Annotated in this window: 13 protein-coding genes; all 13 read right to left on the bottom strand. The window is 72.1% G+C overall.

All coding sequences use genetic code 11. The features are described 5' to 3' along the window. Positions 1-3: 3 nt before the first annotated feature. The 13 genes from JK361_RS18535 to JK361_RS18475 are packed head-to-tail and all read right to left on the bottom strand — an operon-like array spanning position 4 to position 18,289. Positions 4-651 carry a PIG-L deacetylase family protein gene (locus tag JK361_RS18535; protein WP_201819262.1) on the bottom strand — a complete coding sequence of 216 codons (648 nt, stop codon included), beginning with the start codon at positions 649-651 and terminating at the stop codon, positions 4-6. Next, positions 648-1,442: a glycosyltransferase family protein gene (locus tag JK361_RS18530; RefSeq protein WP_201819254.1), complete on the bottom strand. Its 795-nt coding sequence runs from the start codon at positions 1,440-1,442 to the stop codon at positions 648-650. The genes JK361_RS18535 and JK361_RS18530 overlap by 4 nt, the downstream gene beginning before the upstream one ends. Further along, the gene (locus JK361_RS18525) at positions 1,439-2,674 is read right to left on the bottom strand and encodes a class I SAM-dependent methyltransferase (protein ID WP_201819253.1); all 1,236 of its coding nucleotides are present in this window, start codon (positions 2,672-2,674) and stop codon (positions 1,439-1,441) included. Before JK361_RS18525 ends, JK361_RS18530 begins: the two co-directional genes overlap by 4 nt. After that, a complete protein-coding gene (locus JK361_RS18520) occupies positions 2,671-3,915 on the bottom strand; it encodes a glycosyltransferase (RefSeq protein ID WP_201819251.1) in 1,245 nt (414 codons plus the stop codon). Before JK361_RS18520 ends, JK361_RS18525 begins: the two co-directional genes overlap by 4 nt. A gap of 2 nt (positions 3,916-3,917) precedes the next feature. Then, positions 3,918-5,150, bottom strand: a complete 1,233-nt coding sequence (locus JK361_RS18515; RefSeq protein ID WP_201819249.1) for an O-antigen ligase family protein — start codon at positions 5,148-5,150, stop codon at positions 3,918-3,920. A gap of 1 nt (position 5,151) precedes the next feature. After that, entirely contained in the window at positions 5,152-6,672 is a 1,521-nt protein-coding gene (locus JK361_RS18510) for a right-handed parallel beta-helix repeat-containing protein (protein ID WP_201819247.1), read from the bottom strand. 13 nt (positions 6,673-6,685) lie between these two features. Continuing rightward, positions 6,686-8,653, bottom strand: a complete 1,968-nt coding sequence (locus tag JK361_RS18505; protein WP_201819245.1) for an alginate lyase family protein — start codon at positions 8,651-8,653, stop codon at positions 6,686-6,688. Next, positions 8,650-10,830 carry a bi-domain-containing oxidoreductase gene (locus JK361_RS18500; protein ID WP_201819243.1) on the bottom strand — a complete coding sequence of 727 codons (2,181 nt, stop codon included), beginning with the start codon at positions 10,828-10,830 and terminating at the stop codon, positions 8,650-8,652. Before JK361_RS18500 ends, JK361_RS18505 begins: the two co-directional genes overlap by 4 nt. 17 nt (positions 10,831-10,847) lie before the next feature. After that, positions 10,848-12,782 (bottom strand): asparagine synthase (glutamine-hydrolyzing), encoded by a 1,935-nt coding sequence (gene asnB / locus JK361_RS18495; protein ID WP_201819241.1) that lies wholly within the window; start codon positions 12,780-12,782, stop codon positions 10,848-10,850. Positions 12,783-12,785: 3 nt separating this feature from the next. Then, on the bottom strand, positions 12,786-14,339 hold the full coding sequence (locus tag JK361_RS18490; protein ID WP_201819239.1) for a Wzz/FepE/Etk N-terminal domain-containing protein: 1,554 nt from the start codon (positions 14,337-14,339) through the stop codon (positions 12,786-12,788). Beyond that, positions 14,336-15,700, bottom strand: coding sequence for a Wzz/FepE/Etk N-terminal domain-containing protein (locus tag JK361_RS18485; RefSeq protein WP_201819238.1), 1,365 nt, complete (start codon positions 15,698-15,700; stop codon positions 14,336-14,338). The genes JK361_RS18490 and JK361_RS18485 overlap by 4 nt, the downstream gene beginning before the upstream one ends. Then, positions 15,697-16,974 (bottom strand): glycosyltransferase family 4 protein, encoded by a 1,278-nt coding sequence (locus tag JK361_RS18480; protein ID WP_201819236.1) that lies wholly within the window; start codon positions 16,972-16,974, stop codon positions 15,697-15,699. The genes JK361_RS18485 and JK361_RS18480 overlap by 4 nt, the downstream gene beginning before the upstream one ends. Then, a complete protein-coding gene (locus JK361_RS18475; RefSeq protein WP_201819234.1) occupies positions 16,964-18,289 on the bottom strand; it encodes a nucleotide sugar dehydrogenase in 1,326 nt (441 codons plus the stop codon). The genes JK361_RS18480 and JK361_RS18475 overlap by 11 nt, the downstream gene beginning before the upstream one ends. Positions 18,290-18,321: the final 32 nt, after the last annotated feature.

Raw genomic sequence — 18,321 nt, 5'->3', positions numbered from 1 at the left:
GGTTCAACCCCCCAGGTTGAGCGTGATTTTGGTGACGGCGAACGCCTCGGCGTATCGCTCGTGGCATTCGATGCCGCGGATCCGTGCCAGCCCGAGGAATGCCTCCCGGTCGTACCAGGGCCGGTGCCGCTGCGAGGGATAGTGCTCCTGAAGCAGCCGCACCTTCTCCTCGGCGATCTCCGGCGACAGCGGCTGGTACGCCGCCATGCGGCCGAGGTCGCCGTCCCACTTGACGATCTCGTAGCCGAGCACGAGGTGGTCGCGGAAGGCCGTGGGTATCAGCTGCGCCAGGCCGCGGTGGTCCTGGTGCGCGTCATCGGCGCGCGGCGCCAGGATCAGGTCCGGGTCGGCCCGTCCGCGCAGTTCCTCGACGGCGGCCTTGGCCTCGTCCCAGTGCACGGGCATGCGGCCGTCGGGCAGTTTGAGCACGGTCAGTCGCAGGTCGGCGCCCGGACAGAAGGCGGCGAGCGCGGCCCGCTCCTCCTGCTCGCGTTCGGTGCCGCCGCCGGAGAGCACCAGCGCGTCGACCCGCAGCCCGGGCCGGGCGCGGCACAGGGCGAGCAGCGTGCCGCCTGCGCCGATCGCGATGTCGTCGCAGTGCGCGCCCACCGCGGCGATCGCTTCCGGGGACCCGGCCCCGAGCCGGATCACGCGCGCACCCCGGCGTCGTCCCGCTCCCACACGGCCCACGGGCGCTCGCCCCGCGCATAGGCGGCGTCGAGTGCGGCGCGCTCCTTCACGGTGTCGGTCGGCTTCCAGAAGCCGCGGTGCTGGTGCGCCACCAGCCGGCCGCGCTTGGCCAGTTGGGCGCATCCGTCGGCGACCAGGTCGCCGTTCTCCGGTATGTGGTCGAAGACCTCCTGGCGGAGCACGAAGTAGCCGCCGTTCTCCCACAGCGGCAGTTCGCTCACCGCGGTGATGCCTCCCACCAGGCCGTCCTCGCCCAGGTCCACGCAGTGGAACGAGGACTGCGGCGGCACCACCATCATCGACGCGCCGGCGTCGCGCCGGGCGAAGTTCTCGATCATCTCCGGCAGCGGGGCGTCGGTGAGCACATCGGCGTAGTTGGCGAGGAACATCTCGTCGCCGTCCAGGTGGTGCCGCACCCGGCGCAGCCGCTCACCGATCGGCGACTCGATGCCGGTCTGCGCGAACGTGATCGTCCAGTCGGAGATGTCGGTGGACAGCAGCTCGGTCCGCCCGCCCCGCAGCACGAAGTCGTTGGACGTCGTCTCCTCGTAGTTGAGGAAGAAGTCCTTGATGTGATGAGCCCCGTACCCGAGGCACAGGATGAACTCCCGGTGCCCGAAGTGCGCGTAGTAGCGCATGACATGCCAGATCAGCGGCCGCGGACCGACCATCGCCATCGGCTTGGGCACGTCGTCCGCGGCGCCGCTGCGCATCCGCATTCCGTAACCGCCGCAGAACAGGACGACCTTCATCGCTTGACCTCGACAATGCTCAGTTCCGGGATGGGGAAGACCAGCCGGCCGCCCCACTCGTGCACGAAGGACAGCTGCTCGACCAGCTCGGCCCGCAGGTTCCACGGGAGGACGAGGACGTAGTCCGGTCTGTCGGCGGCGATCTGATCGGGCGGCAGGATCGGGATGCGGGTGCCCGGGGTGAACCTGCCGTGCTTGTACGGGTTGCGGTCGACCGTGTACGCGAGCAGGTCGGGCCGGATGCCGCAGTGGTTGAGCAGGGTGTTGCCCTTGCCCGGGGCGCCGTAGCCGACGACCCTCTCGCCGCGCTCCGCCGCCTCGACGAGGAACCGCAGCAGATCCCGGCGCACCTTGGCCACCCGGGCGGAGAACTCGGCGTATCCGGACAGCTCCTGGAGCCCGGCGGCCTTCTCCTTCTCCAGCACGTCGGCCACCCGCTGCGACGGCTCGCCCGCCACCTCGGCAGGCCGGGCCCACAGCCGGATGGAGCCGCCGTGCGTGGGCAGCAACTCGACGTCCACGAGCGCGAGTCCGCCGCTCGCCAGCGCCCGGATCGCGGACGCGACCGTGTAGTACTGGAAGTGCTCGTGGTAGATCGTGTCGTACTGGTTCTCCTCGATCAGGGTCAGCAGGTGCTGCACCTCGATCGAGACCCAGCCGTCGTCGGCGACCAGGGCGCGCAGCCCCTGGGTGAACCCGACCACGTCGGGGATGTGCGCGTACACGTTGTTGGCCACGACCAGGTCCGCCGGGCCGTGCTCGGCGCGTACGCCGGCGCCGGTGTCCGGGGACAGGAACTCCGTGAGCGTGGGCACACCCGCGTCCCGCGCCGCGGCACCGACGTTTACCGATGGCTCGATGCCGAGGCAGCGGATCCCGCGGTCCACCACGTGCTTCAGCAGGTACCCGTCGTTGCTCGCGACCTCGACCACGAAGGCGTCGGGGCCGAGACCCACCCGCTGGACGGCGTCGGCGACGAACGTCCGCGCGTGCTCCACCCAGGAGGTCGAGTACGAGGAGAAGTACGCGTATTCCTTGAACGTCTCCTCCGGCGTGATCAGCGGAGGAATCTGCGCGAGCCAGCAGTCGGTGCAGACCCGCAGGTGCAGCGGGTACGCCGGTTCCGGCTCGTCGAGTCGGTCCGCCGCGAGAAAGCTCTCGCACGGTGGCGTGGCCCCGAGGTCGACGACGCTCGCCATCGCTTCCGAGCCGCAGAGTCGGCATCGTGTCATCTGGTGTCCCCATCCCCCCTGCTCGCGCGGGTGTCCCCGCCGCGAGTCTGTGCCGACCGCCCCGCGATCGCGGTGCGGTACTCCTCCAGCAGGCGCTCCAGCCCGACGGCCGGGCTGAAGCCCTGTTCGTAGCGGAGCCGGGCCGCCTGGCCCGTCTCCCGGTTGTGGTCCGGCTCGGCCGCGATCCGGCGGATGCAGGACGCGAGCGAGGCGGAATCCCCCGGCCGGTGCAGCAGCCCGGTCACGCCGTCCTCGACGAGTTCGACGAAGGCGCCGTGACCGGCGGCGACGACCGGGACGCCGGCCGCCATCGCCTCCACGACCACCAGGCCGAACGCCTCCAGCCAGGTCGAGGGAGCCACCACCGCCACCGACCGGGCGATGGCCTTCTGGCACTCCGCCGTGTCGTACAGACCGACGTAGCGCACGTCGTCCCGGCCCGCCGCCCAGGCGACGACCTCCGCCTCCAGCGGTCCGGTGCCGGCGATCACCAGCGGCACGCCCACCCCGCCGCTCGCCGCGAGCGCGTCCCACGCGGTCATGAGCAGCCGTACGCCCTTGGCCTCGGCCAGCCGGCCGAGATAGAGAAGGTGCTCGCCGTCGCCCGACCGGCGGGCGTCCGGGTCGGGCACGAAGTTGTGCTTCACCGCCAGCCGGTCGGCCGGCATGCCGGCCCGCACCAGCACGGCGCGCTGCGCCGCGGAGATGCAGAGGAACCGCTCCACGCCGGACCACCAGCGCCGCCGGTTCACCCTCAGGCTGACCGCGAGCGGCACCGTCGCCAGCCTCGAGTTCCGGTAGCAGCCGTGCCGGACGGCGGGCAGCGCCGCCGCCGAGCCGACGCACTCGGTGCACGGCCGGCCGTCCCGCTGAAGCGTGCCGGGCGGGCAGACCTGGGTGTAGTTGTGCAGCGTGGCGACGGCGGGCACGCCGGCGTCGGCGCAGGCGGCCAGCACCGCCGGCGACAGCAGCGGGAAGACGTTGTGGACGTGCACCACGTCAGGCCGCTCGGCGCGCAGCAGTGCGGCGAGCTCCGTGCGGACCGCCGGGTTCCACGGCACCAGCAGCGGTACCGCGACCTTGCCCGGCAGGGACCGGGCGGCGATGTCGTCGCTGCGCCGCTCGAACACCTCGACCCGGTGGCCGGCCCCGCGCAGCAGCGCCACCTCCTGGTCGACGACCTTGTTCTCCCCGCTCGGCTGCGCCGAGGCGTAGCGGTTGTGCACCACGAGGACGTGCATGCTCAGGTCACCTCCGATCTCTGGGCCCTGCGCGGGACGCGGCGTCGGGCGGCTTCCGGCGTCGGCAGGCCGGTGGCCGCGGCAGGTGCCGCCAGCAGCGAGGCGGCCACGGTCAGATGCAGCAGATACGGCGAGGCGTCGCCCAGCCCGGCCTCGGTGTACGACGCGATCGCGCAGTAACTGATCAGGTAGATCGCGCAGGCCCTCGACAGCGACGGTGGCCGCAGCAACGCGACGCCGCCCAGCACGATGATGATCGCCGCGACCAGGGCGACGCCGGTCAGCCCCTGCTCGTTGTAGACGGCCAGCCAGCTGTTGTCGATCGGCAGCCCGCCGAACGACTTGTCGCCCAGGCCCACGCCGAACAGCTGCTCCGAGGCAGTCCGGGGCGCTGCCAGCAGGGCGTCCCAGACCTTGGCCCGACCGGTGAGGTTGGAGAAGTTCTCCTGGCTCTGCCCGCGCAGGAACCACGCCTGGAGCGCGGAGGCGAATCCCACCGCGGCCACCACGGCGCACAGCACCGCCCAGGTGAAGAACCGGCGGGCCGCGGCGCTGGTCAGGATGAGCGAGCCGATCGCCAACGCCAGCCCGATGAACAGGCCGAGGGTGGCCGTACGGGTATGGGTCAGCACCAGCAGCACGAACGACGGCACGATGACCACCGCGGCGCTGGTCCTGTCGGTCCGGCGGTCCAGCGCGAGCAGCACGGTGAGGCCGATGATCACCGCCGCGTACTGTCCGATCTGCGGCGGGGTGAGCGGCCACAACGCGCCGACCAGCCGCCCGCCGTAGAGGTCGGGCAAGGCCGCGCCCGGTGAGACGACCAGGCCGGCGGCCACCGACCCGAGCACCGCGAAGTACATCCGGATGTGGTGCCGGACGAACGTCGGACCGCCGTCCCACCAGCGGCTGAGCAGCCACAGCGTGCCGATGAAGAGGGCCAGCCGGGCGCAGCGGAACAGCGCGCCGAACCCGGACTCCAGGTGCACGCTGGAGAGCACGCTCGGCACCAGCAGCAGGGAGAGCAGCAGCAAGAAGGCGCTGGCCCGGATGCGCAGCCGCAGATTGAGGACGAGGGCCAGCGCGAACGCGGCGACCAGCGAGCCCATGGTGACCATCTGGATGAGGGAACGGGGCAGCGGGACGATGGTCTTCGCCCCCGCGGAGCCGAGCGTGTTGAGGACCAGCAGCCCCCAGACTGTCCCGACGATCTTCGGCGTGTGGTCCGCGCGCATCTCAGCCACCGCCCCCTGCGCGGAAGGTGCTGCCCGCGTCCTGCTGGTACGGCGTGCCCTGCCACTGCCCGGAGTCGAGCACCCGGCTGGGGTCGTGGGCGACGAACTTCCATGGACCGACGTAGACGTTGTCGTGCCAGCGGTTGTGCTGCTTGCGGGTGATCGCCTCGGCCACCCGCTCGCCCTGGTACGGCGACCAGTCCGGGAAGGTGCCGTAGTTGGCCAGCACCGCCATGCGGTCGCACTTCACCGTGCAGGAGACGACGGACTCGTCCAGTACGAAGCGGTTGCCGTGGATGTCCACCCGCTGGGTCTTCCACCGGCAGTCGGCGTACAGCGGTGCGGTGGCGATCGCCGGCCGAGCGCAGCGGCCGGTGTCCTTCACCAGCAACGTGCAGTCACCGGACGAGGTGTTGGCCGGGCTGTTGCAGAACCGGTCGGCGTTCTCCCACAGGGTGATCCCGGACCAGTTGTCCTCCAGCACGTTCCGGTAGATCTCGATCTTGTCCGTGCGGGCCTGGATCCGTGGTTCGCCGCCGGACTCGGACAGGTAGACGGTCGCGAACGGGAAGCTGTCGCCGCGGTCGGCTGCCTTGCGGCCCTCGACCCAGTTGTTCCGCCGGATCGTGTTGTTCCGGATGACCGCGTTGTAGCTGGTCTCGTAGATCAGCGCGGCGCCGTCGTTGTCCTCCAGCACGTTGTCCTCGATACGGAAGTCGTTGTTGTTGGTGTCCGCCCACAACCCCGCTCCGCGGTTGTCGTGCACCCAGTTGGCGCGCACGTCGGCGCCGTCGACGGCCCAGAACTTGACGCCCGCGGTGCAGCCGCAGCCCGGCCGCCGCCGCTCCCAGTCGTCCCTGTTGTTGCCCACGATCTCGTTGCCCTCGACCACCAGGCCGCTGATACGGCCGCCGCTCTTGTACGCGTTCATGCCGTACTGGCCGTTGCCGCGCAGGCAGCTGGCGCGGACCTGCTGGCCGGCACCGGCCATCAGCCCGGCGCCGGAGTTGTTCTGGATCGTCGCGTGCTCGATCACCCACCCGTCGGCCGAGTCGTGGTTGACCACGCCCTCGTCGTGCGGCGCGACGAAACCCCGCACCGTCAGGTAGCGGATGGTGACGTTGCGGGCGGTGCCGCCGAACGCGTACTGGTTGGTCTTCCGGCCGTCGAGCACCGCGCCCGGCGCCCCGAGGTACCTGTCGCCCTCTTTGGGGATGACCTGGGCGTAGCGGTCGGGATCGAGGCGGTGCCTGCCCGGTCGCAGCCAGAAGGTGGTGTGCGGAGGACTGCTCTTGGTCTTCGCGGCCAGATCACCGGCCACCGCGGGGTCGACCGTCACCGCGCCCGCGGGCGCCTTCGCCGGACCGGCCGCGGGATGGGCGCACACCCGGGCCACGGGCGTGGACGGCACAGCGGCCGGCCCCGGCCGCGCGTCCGGCGTGCTCTCACAGCCGGTCGCCGCCAGCAGGGCCAGCGCCAGCGGTGCCGCCGGCCATGCCCGGTGCCGCCACTTCATCCCCACGCGTCCTTCCTCCCTAATCGCGGAACCTGAGTACGGTGGTGAACTCCTCCGTGCCGTCGGCGAAACCGGTGCCGACCAGCGTTGTGGCGGGTTCCTTGCGTCCGAAACCGGCGGAGTACCAGCCCAGCGGCGGGTCGCTCTCCCCGCGATGCGCCCGCCAGCGCAGCTGTCCGGGCAGGTCGAGTTCCGCGGAGCGGTCCTCGCCGTCCCGGGTCCAGGTGAGCACCGCCCGGTTCCCCTCCAGGTCCGCGGAGACCGCCGGGCCGAGGTGGAACGCAAGCTGCACGGCCCGGCCCTCGCCGCGCACCTCGTCGACCACCCTCAGCTCCTGGCTCGCGGCCGTCAGCTCCACCCGGCGGCGGTGCACGGAGCGCTGGTAACCGTCGTGCTCGGCGCACCAGCGGGACGTTCCCCCGTCGCAGGCTCCGGAGGCGTCCGCGACCAGGACGCGGCTGCGGGCGTGCCGGGTCCACAGGAACGGGCCGCCGGAGACGGACTGGTCGCCGCCGTCCAGCCGGAGGGTGTTGTGGCCGAGGGTCGACCGGAAGTACCGCCGCCACTCGGGCTGCCCGTGGTAGCAGTACGTCCCGGGGTCGGCGAGCACGTCGACCCCGTCGTGCCGGACCTCCACGGACAGCGCGTCCGCGTGAGCGTGCGCGGCGATGGACAGGAAGCCGTGCGGACCGCCGTCGCAGCGGCACCAGATCTTCTCGGGGCCGCGCAGGATGGTCATGCCCGCGTCGGCGAAGTGGGCCGGCCGGCTCGCCGGGCGGGACACGGCCCGTGCGGTCCCGTCCTTCGGGTACGGCTGGACGAGCGCGGCCAGCAGCGGGGTGCGCACATCGGTGCCGGTCACCTCCGGCCACCAGGCGAGCCGGCCGAACACGGCCTCCCCGGTGGCCAGCAGCGACCCCCAGCGGTCCGTGCCCGCACCGTCCACGACCAGACCGTGCCCGTCGTCCGCGTCCCCCTGGCGGGGCGGCCGCAGCCGGTTGTCCACCATGGCCGCGAGTGCGTCGGTCATCCGCAGCAGCACCAGCCGGACCGTCCCGGGGACGGGCACGCCCGCGGCATCCGCCTCGGCCACCGCGGCCAGGCCCAGCTCCAGCACCAGTCCGTGATACTCGGTGGCCAGCTCGCGGTTGAGGCCGGAGCCGAAGGTGTTGCCGCGCAGATGCCTCTCCAGCGACCGCAGCGCGTCGTCCCGCCAGCGCGCCGAGGAGGGGAACCACCCGAACGCGCAGGCCGCGGCCAACTGCCCGGCGGCCTCGGCGATGACGTGGTTGTTCGCCGAAGACCCCCGGCTGGGGAAGGCGGCCAGCCAGCGCTGGTGGTGCCAGATCTGGTGGAGCGCCTTCGGGTTGCCCTCGAACAGCCCGGCCGCGCCCGGCCAGCCGTCGAGCAGCCGGCGGATCCACACCCAGGACAGCAGCCGGATCCCCAGCTCGATGCCACTGGTCCAGTGCACTCCGCGCAGCGGCGCGTTGCCCGCCCACCACGACCGCAGGTGCCCGGCGACCCGCTCGGCGTATCGCTCGTCCCCGGTGAGCGCGTAGGCGGCGGCGAGCACGGTGAGGTACTGATGCCGGGACAGCTCCCAGATCTGCTTGATGTCCCCGACCGCGTCCTCGTTCCGGTACGGCACGTCGAAGGCGTAGCCCCACGGAGCCCGGCGCCCGGTCTTCGGGTCGTACCACCAGTCCGGGTCGGCCAGGTCGTCGCGGACCACCCCGAAGTACTCGGCGTGCCCGGCCATCAGCCGGTCCGCCTCGGCGACGAGACGCTTCGCGGCGTCCGGTGGCACCGCGGCGATCGTCCCGGCGGGCAGCACCGAGGTGAACCGGGCGCCGGTCACGCGCGGGCAGGTGGGCCGCACCGACCGCCACCGCCGCCTGCGCACCGCGTCGACCGCCCGGCCCCCGACCTCCCCGGGCCCCATCCGGGACAGCCGCCGCAGGTACCAGCCCGCGCTCATGGTCATCGCGCCCTCGCCAACGTCACCGGCGCGCCGCCGGCCAGACCGGTCTGCACGGCGAGGGTGGCCGCCGTGGTGGCGACCAGCGACTCCAGCGGCACCGGCATCGGGCCGCCGGTCCGCACGGCCTTGATGAATGCGGCGAGTTCGGCGTTCTGGCCCTTGTCGCGGGCCTTGGGCAGCCGTGAACTGACCCACTTCTTGCGGCCGTAGACGGAGGCGCGGACGAAGTCGTCGAGGCGCAGCACCTTGCCGTCGGCGACCAGGTCCAGCGTCTCCTTGGGGAAGCCGGGCGCCCCGGTGGTGACATAGCTGATGGTGGCGGTGGACCCGTCCGGGTAGCGCAGCACGACCTGCAGGTCCTCGTTGCCGGAGGGGGCGACCGCGTAGACGGACACCGGGTCGGCGTCGAGCAGCCAGCTCGCCGTGTCGATGAAGTGGCCGCCCTCGCCGGCGAAGCGTGAACCCTCGGTGCCCTGCTGGAGGTACCAGCTGCCGTGCTGCAGCTGACCCGCGTTGACCAGGTAACGCAGGCTCGCCGGGCCGGAGCGGGTGCCGAACTGCTTCCTGGCCTCCTGCAGCAGCGGCGCGAACCGGCGGTTGAAGCCCACCTGGAGCCGGTCGTTGCCGGACTCCTCCACCGCCGCGAGCACTCCGGCCAGCTCGTCCTCGGTGAGCGCCAGGGGCTTCTCCACGAACACCGTCTTGCCCGCCAGCAGTGCCTTGCGGGTCAGGTCGGCGTGCGAGCTGTGCCGGGTGACCACGAAGACGGCGTCGATGGACTTGTCGCCGAGCACGGCGTCGAGGTCGGTGGTCGCGTCGGCGAAGCCGAACTTCCGCTGCGCGTTGGCCGCGGACAGCGCCGTCGTGGTGACGACGGTCGACAACTCGACGCCGTCGCGCTGTGCCAGGTGCGGCAGCAGCATCGACGTCGCGTAGTTGCCGGCGCCGACGAACGCCAGCTTGACCGGCGTCTTGGCAGAGCGGGCCGGGTTCGGCTTCACGCTCACCGTGGGGACGGCGACCGCCGGGGCCTTGGCTTCCCCGGCTTCCTCCGCCTGCTCGGGGTAGCGGAACAGCGCGGTGACGGCCTTCAGCTCGCCGTCCTTGAGGCGCCGGTAGGTCTCCACGGCGTCGTCGAAGTCGGCGACATGGGAGATCAGGGGCTCCACGTCGATCTTGCCGCGGGCGGCGAGGTCGAGGAAGCACGCCAGGTTGCGGCGCTCGGTCCAGCGCACGTAGCCGATCGGGTAGTCGCGGCCCTCCAGCTCGTACTCCGGGTCGTAGCGCCCGGGGCCGTAACTGCGGGAGAACCGGACGTCGAGTTCCTTCTCGTAGTACGCGTTCCACGGCAGGTCCAGGCGGCACTTGCCGATGTCGACGACCCGGCCGCGGTCCCGGCAGAGCCGGGCGGCCAGCTCCACGGGCTGGTTGCTGCCGCCGCCGGCGGCCAGGTACACCTGGTCCACGCCGTGACCGCCGGTGAGTTCGGCGACGGCGTTCTCCACGGCGGCGGAGGCCGGGTCGCCGCAGGCCGCGGCGCCCAGGCGCTCGGCGAGTTCGCAGCGCGCCGGGTCGGGGTCGGCGCCGACGACACGGACGCCGGAGGCGGCCAGGAGCTGCACCACCAGCTGCCCGATCAGTCCGAGGCCGATGACCAGGGCCACTTCGCCGAGCTGCGGCTCGCCCTGGCGGACGCCCTGCATGGCGATCGAGCCGACGGTGCCGAAGGCCGCGTGCCGCGGCGCGAGGCCGTCCGGCACCGGGGTGTAGAGGTTCTTCGGCACCCAGTTCAGCTCGGCGTGCAACGCGTGCTCGTTGCCGGCACAGGCCACCAGGTCGCCGACCTTCACATCGTCGATCCCCGCGCCGACCTGCTCGACCACCCCGCACAGCGAGTAGCCCAGCGGCGTGTAGGAGTCCAGCTTGCCCATCACCTTGCGGTAGGTCGCGGGGACCCCGTTGGTGGCCACGCTCTGCATGACCTTGGCCACCTGGTCCGGCCGGGAACGGGCCTTGCCCAGCATCGACATGCCGGCCTCGGACACCTTCATCAGCTCGGTACCGGTGGAGATCAGCGAGTAGGCGCTGCGGACCAGCACACCGCCCGGCTTGCACCCCGGCACCGGCACGTCGAGCACCGCCAGCTCGCCGCTCTTGTAGTTCTGCACAACCTGTTTCACCCGAACTCCTCTGATTCCTAAGCCGTTAACCGAGTGCTCTGGCCGGACCCAGAGGTCGCGTCGCGATACCAGTACTCGAGGGTCAGCACATGCCACAGATGCTTGGAGAAGTCCCGGTGCCCGGCCGCGTCCTCGGCGACGAGCCGCGCCAGCGCGTCGCGGCGCAGGAACCCGGAACGGACCAGCTCGCCGTCGTTGACCACCTCGCGCACCAGCGGTGCCAGATCCCGGCTCATCCAGGCGCGCAGCGGGGCACTGAACAGGCCCTTGGGCCGGTACACGATCTCCCGTGGCAGGATCGAGCCGGCCGCCTCCTTGAGGACGGCCTTGCCCTGCCGTCCGACGATCTTGCGATCGCCGGGCACGGCGAACGCCGCCTTGACCACCTCGACGTCCACGAACGGCACCCGCACCTCGGTCGACGCCGCCATGCTCGACCGGTCCGTGTACGTGAGGTTCAGGCCCGGCAGGAACATCCGGGCGTCACCCAGGCACATACGGTTGACGAAGTCGTCCAGGTCGTTGTCGTCGTAGGTGTCCGCGTGCTCGGTCAGCACGTCGTCGACCGTCCCGGCCAGGTCCGGATCGACCAGGGCGAGCAGCTCGTCCCGGTCGTACATGGTGTAGCTGCGCCGGAACGCGGTCTCCTCCGGCAGATCGGCGAAGGAGAGGAACCGCTTGGCGAAGCGCACCGACCGGTACCCCCGGCGGGCCGTGGCGACCGGCAGCCGGTCCACGGCCCTGGACAGGCCCCGCCGCAGGGGCCGCGGGACACGCTGGTAGCGCAGCGCGAGCAGGTTGGCCAGGTGCTTGCGGTACCCGGCGAACAACTCGTCGGCGCCCATCCCCGAGAGCATCACCTTGACCCCGGCCTCCCGGGCTGCCGAGCAGATCAGGAACGTGTTGATCGCGGCGGGGTCGCCGATCGGCTCGTCGAGGTGGTACGTCATCCGCGGCAGCAGGTCGAGCACGTCCGGGGCGATCTCGATCTCGTGCAGGTCGACACCGAACCGCTCGGCCACGTGCCGGGCATAGCGCAGGTCGTCCGGCATCGCCTCGAACCTGGCGTCCTCGGCGCGGAAACCGATCGTGTAGGCGGAGATCCCGGGCCGGTCACGGGCCGCCAGCGCGGTCAGATAGCTGGAGTCCAGCCCGCCGGACAGGAAGGTCGCCACGGGTACGTCGGAGAGCAGGTGGCGCCGGGTCGACTCCTCGACCGCGGCGGCGACATCCGGCCGCTCGCCGCTCCGGGCCCGCTCCTGGGCCTCGGCGGCGACGTCCTTCAGGTGCCAGTACCGGCCGCGCTCCACCCGCCCGTCGGGGCGGCACCGGAGCCAGCTCCCCGGCGGCAGCTTCTCCGCCTCGCGGAACGCGCACCGCGAGTCCGGCACCCAGTAGTAGAGGAGCGAGGCCACCAGCGCCGCATGGTCCACCTCCAGCGACCCGCCGGTCACGGCGGCGAGCGCCTTGAGCTCGGAGGCGAACACCAGACCCCCGCCGCGCCGGAGCAGGAACAGCGGCTTGATGCCGAGCTGGTCGCGGGCGAGCACGAGTTCACCGGTTCGCTCGTCGAAGATCCCGAACGCGAACATGCCGCGCAGCCGGGGCAGGCAGTCCGTGCCCCAGCGCCGCCAGGCCTCCAGCAGCACCTCGGTGTCGGAGGTGCCGCGAAAGCGCACCCCGGCGGCCGCCAGCTCGGCACGCAGCTCGGGCGCGTTGTACAGCTCGCCGTTGTACGTCAGGACGAGGCCGCCCGAGACCATCGGCTGGGCGCCGGTCTCGGACAGGTCGATGATGGCCAGCCGGCGGTGCCCGAGGTGCACTTCGCCGTCACCGGCGGGGTGGCTGTACCGGCCCGCCCCGTCCGGACCGCGATGTGCCAGGGTCTCGGTGAGCCGGTCGGCGACGGCCTTCCCGTCCGGCCATCGGTAAGTGCCTGCGATGCCACACATGTGCTAGCGCGCCTCCTGGTCGCTGTCCGGGACCCGTGCCGCCCGCATCGGCAGCCGCTCCGTCCGGTGCCGTCCGTCCCCCACTGCCTGAACGGCGTGGGAGGTACCCCCACCGTTCTGCCGGGACAGCCGTTCGTTCTGGCCGCGCAGCGCGGTGTGCGGCCCGTCCCACAGCGTGCCGTCGGTCCGGTCCCGCGGATCGGGGTCGATCAGCACCACACCGATCACGGGGATGCGCTGGTCCGCGAGCTGCCGCGCCACGGTGTGCAGCCATGCGGCGCTGCCGTGCCCGGCACGCACGACGAGCACGGTCCGGGTGCCGAGGTACTGGAGATCGGTCCACGCCGTGCCCGGGGCCACCGAGCCGACGCCGACCCGGCGTTCCTCGTCCGGCACGGCCGCGGCACGCTCGCCGCCGACCACGGGCGGGTCTCCCGGCTTCGCGCGGCGCCTGGCCGGCCGGCGGCCGGGCAGACCGTCGATCACGGTCACCGGCCCTTCCGCCGCCAGTGCCCGGGCGAGGTCCAGGGCGATCACGCTCGTGCTGCGCGCACAGCCCAGTTCCAGCAGTGACACCGGTTCCGCGGAGCTGCGCACGGCGCGGGTCAGAAACACGGTGAGCCGTTCGCGTTCCGTCCGGATCCGCCGGCGCCGCCAGGGCCTCGCCGACCGGCGGGGCAGCTCCGCGATGACCGAGGCACCGAGGTTCGCCGCGATCTCCCGCCGCAGCACGGGACGGTCCGCCACCACCGAGCCGACCGCCGCCACCACGAGCCCGAGGACGAGCCCGAGGACGAGCCCGATCGTGGCGTCGGTGACAGCGGCCTTGGGCAGGGAGTGCCGCACCGCGCGCGGGGCGTCCACGATCTGGGTACCGGCGACGAGCCGGGGCGTGCCGATCCGGGCTTCCGCGGCGCGCTGGGCGAAGTCGCCGATCCGCGAGGTGAGTTCGGCCCGGCGGGCGAAGAGCGACTCCATGTTCGCCGATGCCTTCGGACCGCTCTCCGCCGATCCGTCCCCGATCGCCTTGTCGACCTGGGCGAGTTCGTCCCGCATGCGGTCACGCTGGTCGAGCAGGCTCTTGGCCTCGGCGTTCGCCGCTTCCTGGATCCGCCTCACATGGTCCGCGACGAACGCATCGGCCAGCGCCTTGGCACGGGCCACCGCTTCCGCGTCACTCTCACCCGTCACATTGATCTGGAGCAGATTGTTGGTCAGGCCGATACCCCCGTAGTCCTTCATGAAGTCCTCCGGCTTGGCCGGAGACCCGAGGGACTTCAGGGCCTTGTCGGCGATCCGCGTGGTCTGAAGCAGCGCGACGTCGGTGCGGATCAGCGTTCCGGGGTCGTTCGGCTGGTCCTCCTGGTGCGCGACCAGCACCTTGGTCACCGCGGTCGGCGGTGGCGGCAGCAGGACCGCCAGCGCCGCGCCGGCGAGCAGCCCCAGCAGCGCCATGGAACACCACAGGCGGCGCCGCCTGCGTACCGACACCACCAGCGCCTGGAGGTCCAGCAGCGGAGCGGCGGCCGACGACTGCGAAGTGGTACTCGTCGTCACCCTGATCCTCCTGTCGCGTCGTCCACCGCGAACACCGGCGTGGCGGTTTCCCGAGGACGGCCGGCAGACCGCGTCGCACGGACCCGGACCGGGCCGGCGAGGACGATGCCGACGACCTCGTGCCCCGCGTCCGCACACGCCTCGGCGATGCCGGCCAGCTCCCCGGCGGTCCAGCTGCCGGCGCTGAGCACCACCAGGGCACCCAACTCGTGGTCGCGGTCCGGCACCATCGGCCGGGACACCGAAACCCCCGCCGTCCGGAACAGCGGATCGCTCTCGGCCTCGGCGACGAGCTGCTCCGCGGCCCGGCGGGCGGTCTCGTCGCCGTCCGGGACCACGAGCAGCAGCCGCCGGGGTTCCGGCAACCGGTCGCGGAGGCGGGCGCACACCCGCCGGTAGCGGATCCGCCTGCCGGCCTCGTCACCGGACGCCCGCGGGGTGGGTACGTCCCACCGGATGTCGACGCCCAGCAGCCGGCGGAACCGGGCCCGCGGGCCACTGCCTTCCGGCCGGTGCGCGGGCCGTTCACCCGGTACGTCGACGGTGCCCAGCAGCTCCGAGCCGAGCGCCGCGGCGATCTCCGGTTCGGTGCGCAGCCGGCGACTCATCCGTGCGGCGGCGAGATGGCCGATGACCGCGAGCACGAAGAACAGCAGCGCCCCGGCGACGATGAGCTGCATCCTCGTCGGCGGTGCCTCGCCGGCCGGCCGGGCCGCCGGCCCCATGACGACCAGGTTCGCCTGGCCGGCGGCCGGGTCGGCCTCGTCCAGCTTGTTGATGGCCTCCTGGAGCGCGGTGCGCAGCTTCGCGAGTTCGGTGCGGGTCTGCACGCTCTCCACGGTCTGCCCCGAACCGGCCGCGTCGGCCAGCTCGGTGATGCGGCGGCTGGTCCGCACCACCATCTGCCGCAGTGCCTCGGGCTGCGCCGCCGCCTCGGGGTCGGTGTCGTCGCCCGCGATCCGCGCGGCGAACGTGACGAACTGCCGGGCCACCTGGTCGGCGAGCTGCTGTGCGCGCTTCGGGGTGTCGGCCGTTCCCGAGACCTTGATGATGTTCCCGTCGGTGGCCGTGGCGCTCACCTGATCCCGTAGTCCGCTGCCGCCGACCCCGGGCCAGCCGAGCGTGGCCGCCGCGCGGTCGAGCACCACCGAACTGGTCGCGATCTCTGCCTGGGTCAGCAGCTCGCGCTCCTCCCACGCCCCCGGCAGCAGTACCGACGCCGACGTCGTGTACCGGGGCGGAAACAGGAAAGAGGTGCCGTAGCCGACGAGCGCTCCCACCACGGTGAGGATGATGAGAAGCCGCCGGCGCCGACGGATGATCCGCCCGATCGTGACCAGGCGTATGGTGTCATCGCTCAACTGCGCGGCCTTCTCCCTGCCCGGTTCGGGCCGCCCGCCGACACCGGCGCCTGGTCACGGCAGGCGGCGGCGTAGGCGGCGAGCAGCGACGCCTGCGAGTTCCGCCAGGACAGCGGCCCGCTGATCCGCTCCTGGCCGGTCTTGCCCATCTGGGCGCGCCTCTCCGGATCGTCCAGCAGCAGCGCGATGAGCCCCGCGAACTCGGCCTCGTCGTTGGCGGGCGCGTAGACGGCGGCGTCACCGGCGGAGACCCGCGCCTCCCGGAGGTCGAACGAGACGATCGGCCGGCCCATCGCCATGTACTCCAGGACCTTGTTCATGGTCGACACGTCGTTGAGCGGATTGTGCGGGTCGGGGGAGAGGCAGACGTCCGCGGTGGACAGGTAGCGCACCAGGTCGGCGTCCGGGATGCGCCCGGTGAACTGCACCTGCTCGGAGAGACCGAGCCGCCCGGACAGCTCCACCATCGCGTCGAAGGCGTCGCCCGCGCCGACGAACACCGCATGCCAGTCGGTCCGCCCGAACTCGTCGCGCAGCTTCGCGAGGGCCCGCAGCGCGTAGTCGACGCCGTCCTGCGGACCCATGACGCCGAGGTAGCACAGCAGATGGGGCTTGCCGCGCTTCAACTCCGGCTCGGGTGGAACCGGTTGGAACCGGTCGACCGCGGGTGCGCTGCGCACCACGAAGACGTCCTCCGGTCGCTTGCCGCCACGGCGCAGCGCGACGTCCCGGTAGCTCTCGTTCGTGGCGAGCACGACGTCCGCGGCCCGGTAGGTCCGCCGTTCCAGCGCGCACACGGCGCGGTAGAGCAGGTCCTGGCCGCGGTCGAACCGGGAGAGGTACAGCTCCGGCACCAGGTCGTGCTGGTCGAAGACGAACCGTGCCCCGCGCCGTTTCAGCCACAGTGCCGGCAGGAACAGCAGGTCGGGCGGGTTGCAGGCGTGCACCACGTCGACCGGGCCGACCTTGCGGGCCAGCCGGGCCGTGTGCCACAGCGCCGAGCCGTACTCCCGCAGGTAGCCGGCCGGTCCTCCGGTGGCCGCGCGCAAGGGGTAGCGGTGGATCCGCACCCCGTCGATCACCGCCTCCGGTTCCGTGTCCCGCTTCTCCCCCCGGGGACAGATGACGTGCACTTCCCAGCCCGCGTCGCGCAGCGTCGTGCACTCCTGCCACACGCGCCGGTCGAACGGCACCGACAGGTTCTCCACCAGGACCAGCGCACGCCGGCCGCGCCCGTCGCCGGCCCTGTCACCCAACGATGTGTCACCAAGCAAGGCCCACGTACCCCGGTTCGGCCCGGCGCGCCTCGGCGTCGGGAAGGCGGATGAGATCGACGATCACCGGGCCGTCCCCGTGGGGCAGCGCCGACAGCACCGCCGGGTCCCTGGTCCCGACCAGGCACACCTCGGCGTGCTCGAGCACCTCGTCGACGGAGTCCGCGAGCAGCTGCGCGAGGTGCGGCAGCCGGGTCTCGATGTACTCGCGGTTCGCGCCGAGCAGCCGGGAGAGGCTCACGTTGGCGTCGTAGATCTTCAGGTCGTACCCCTTGCCGAAGAGCCTCTCCGCCAGCTCGACGAGCGGGCTCTCGCGGAGGTCGTCGGTGCCGGGTTTGAAGGACAGCCCGAACAGGCCCGCCCGCCGCTTGCCGGTGCGCTCGACCAGCTCCACCGCACGCTGCAGATGGTCGGAGTTGGAGGGCAGCACATGGGAGAGGATCGGCACCGAGACGTCGGCCCGCCGCGCCGCGTGGACCAGGCTGCGCAGGTCCTTGGGCAGGCAGGAGCCGCCGAAGGCGAAGCCGGGCCGCAGGTAGGCGGGGCTGATGTTCAGCTTGCGGTCGGCCAGGAACACGTCCATCACCTGGTGCGAGTCCACCCCGAGGGCCTGGCACACGGCGCCCAGCTCGTTCGCGAAACCGATCTTGAGGCCGTGGAAGGCGTTGTCCGCGTATTTGATCGCCTCGGCCGTCGGGACCGGCACACGGAACACCTCGCCGGGCAGGCCGTCGTACAGCGCCGTCACCGTGTCGCCGCTCGCCGGGTCGAGTTCGCCGATGACGGTCTTGGGCGGGTCGAAGAAGTCCCGCACGCTCGTGCCCTCGCGCAGGAACTCCGGGTTGACCGCGACCCCGACGTCCACGCCGGCCGTGCCGCCGACGTACTTCTCCAGGATCGGGACGAGCAGGTTCAGGCAGGTGCCCGGCAGCATGGTGCTGCGGAACACCACGGTGTGCCGTCCCCCCTGCTCGGCCCCCTCGGCCAGCGCGGCGCCGATCTGCTCGGTGACCCGTTCCAAGTACGTGGTGCACAGGCTGCCGTTGGGCTCCGACGGGGTGCCCACGCAGACCAGCGACACCTCGCTGCCCATGACCGCCTCGCGGACGTCGCCGGTGGCGCGTAACGCTCCGGTCCGCACGACCTCGGCGATGAGCTCGCCGATCCGCTCCTCGACCACCGGGGCCTTGCCGTCGTTGACCAGGTCGACCTTCACCTGGTTCACGTCCACCCCGATGACCTCGTGGCCCATGCTGGCCAGGCACGCGGCCGACACGCAGCCCACGTAGCCGAGCCCGAAAACGCTGACTCTCATGACCCGTTCCTCCCCCCAGGCAGGCCCTGCCG

Origin of the sequence: Streptomyces musisoli (assembly GCF_016741855.1) — a bacterium.
In the GTDB taxonomy this organism is placed as follows: domain Bacteria; phylum Actinomycetota; class Actinomycetes; order Streptomycetales; family Streptomycetaceae; genus Streptomyces; species Streptomyces musisoli.
The sequence above is the reverse complement of the archived record's forward strand: the minus strand, read 5'-3'. Positions and strand labels throughout refer to the sequence as shown.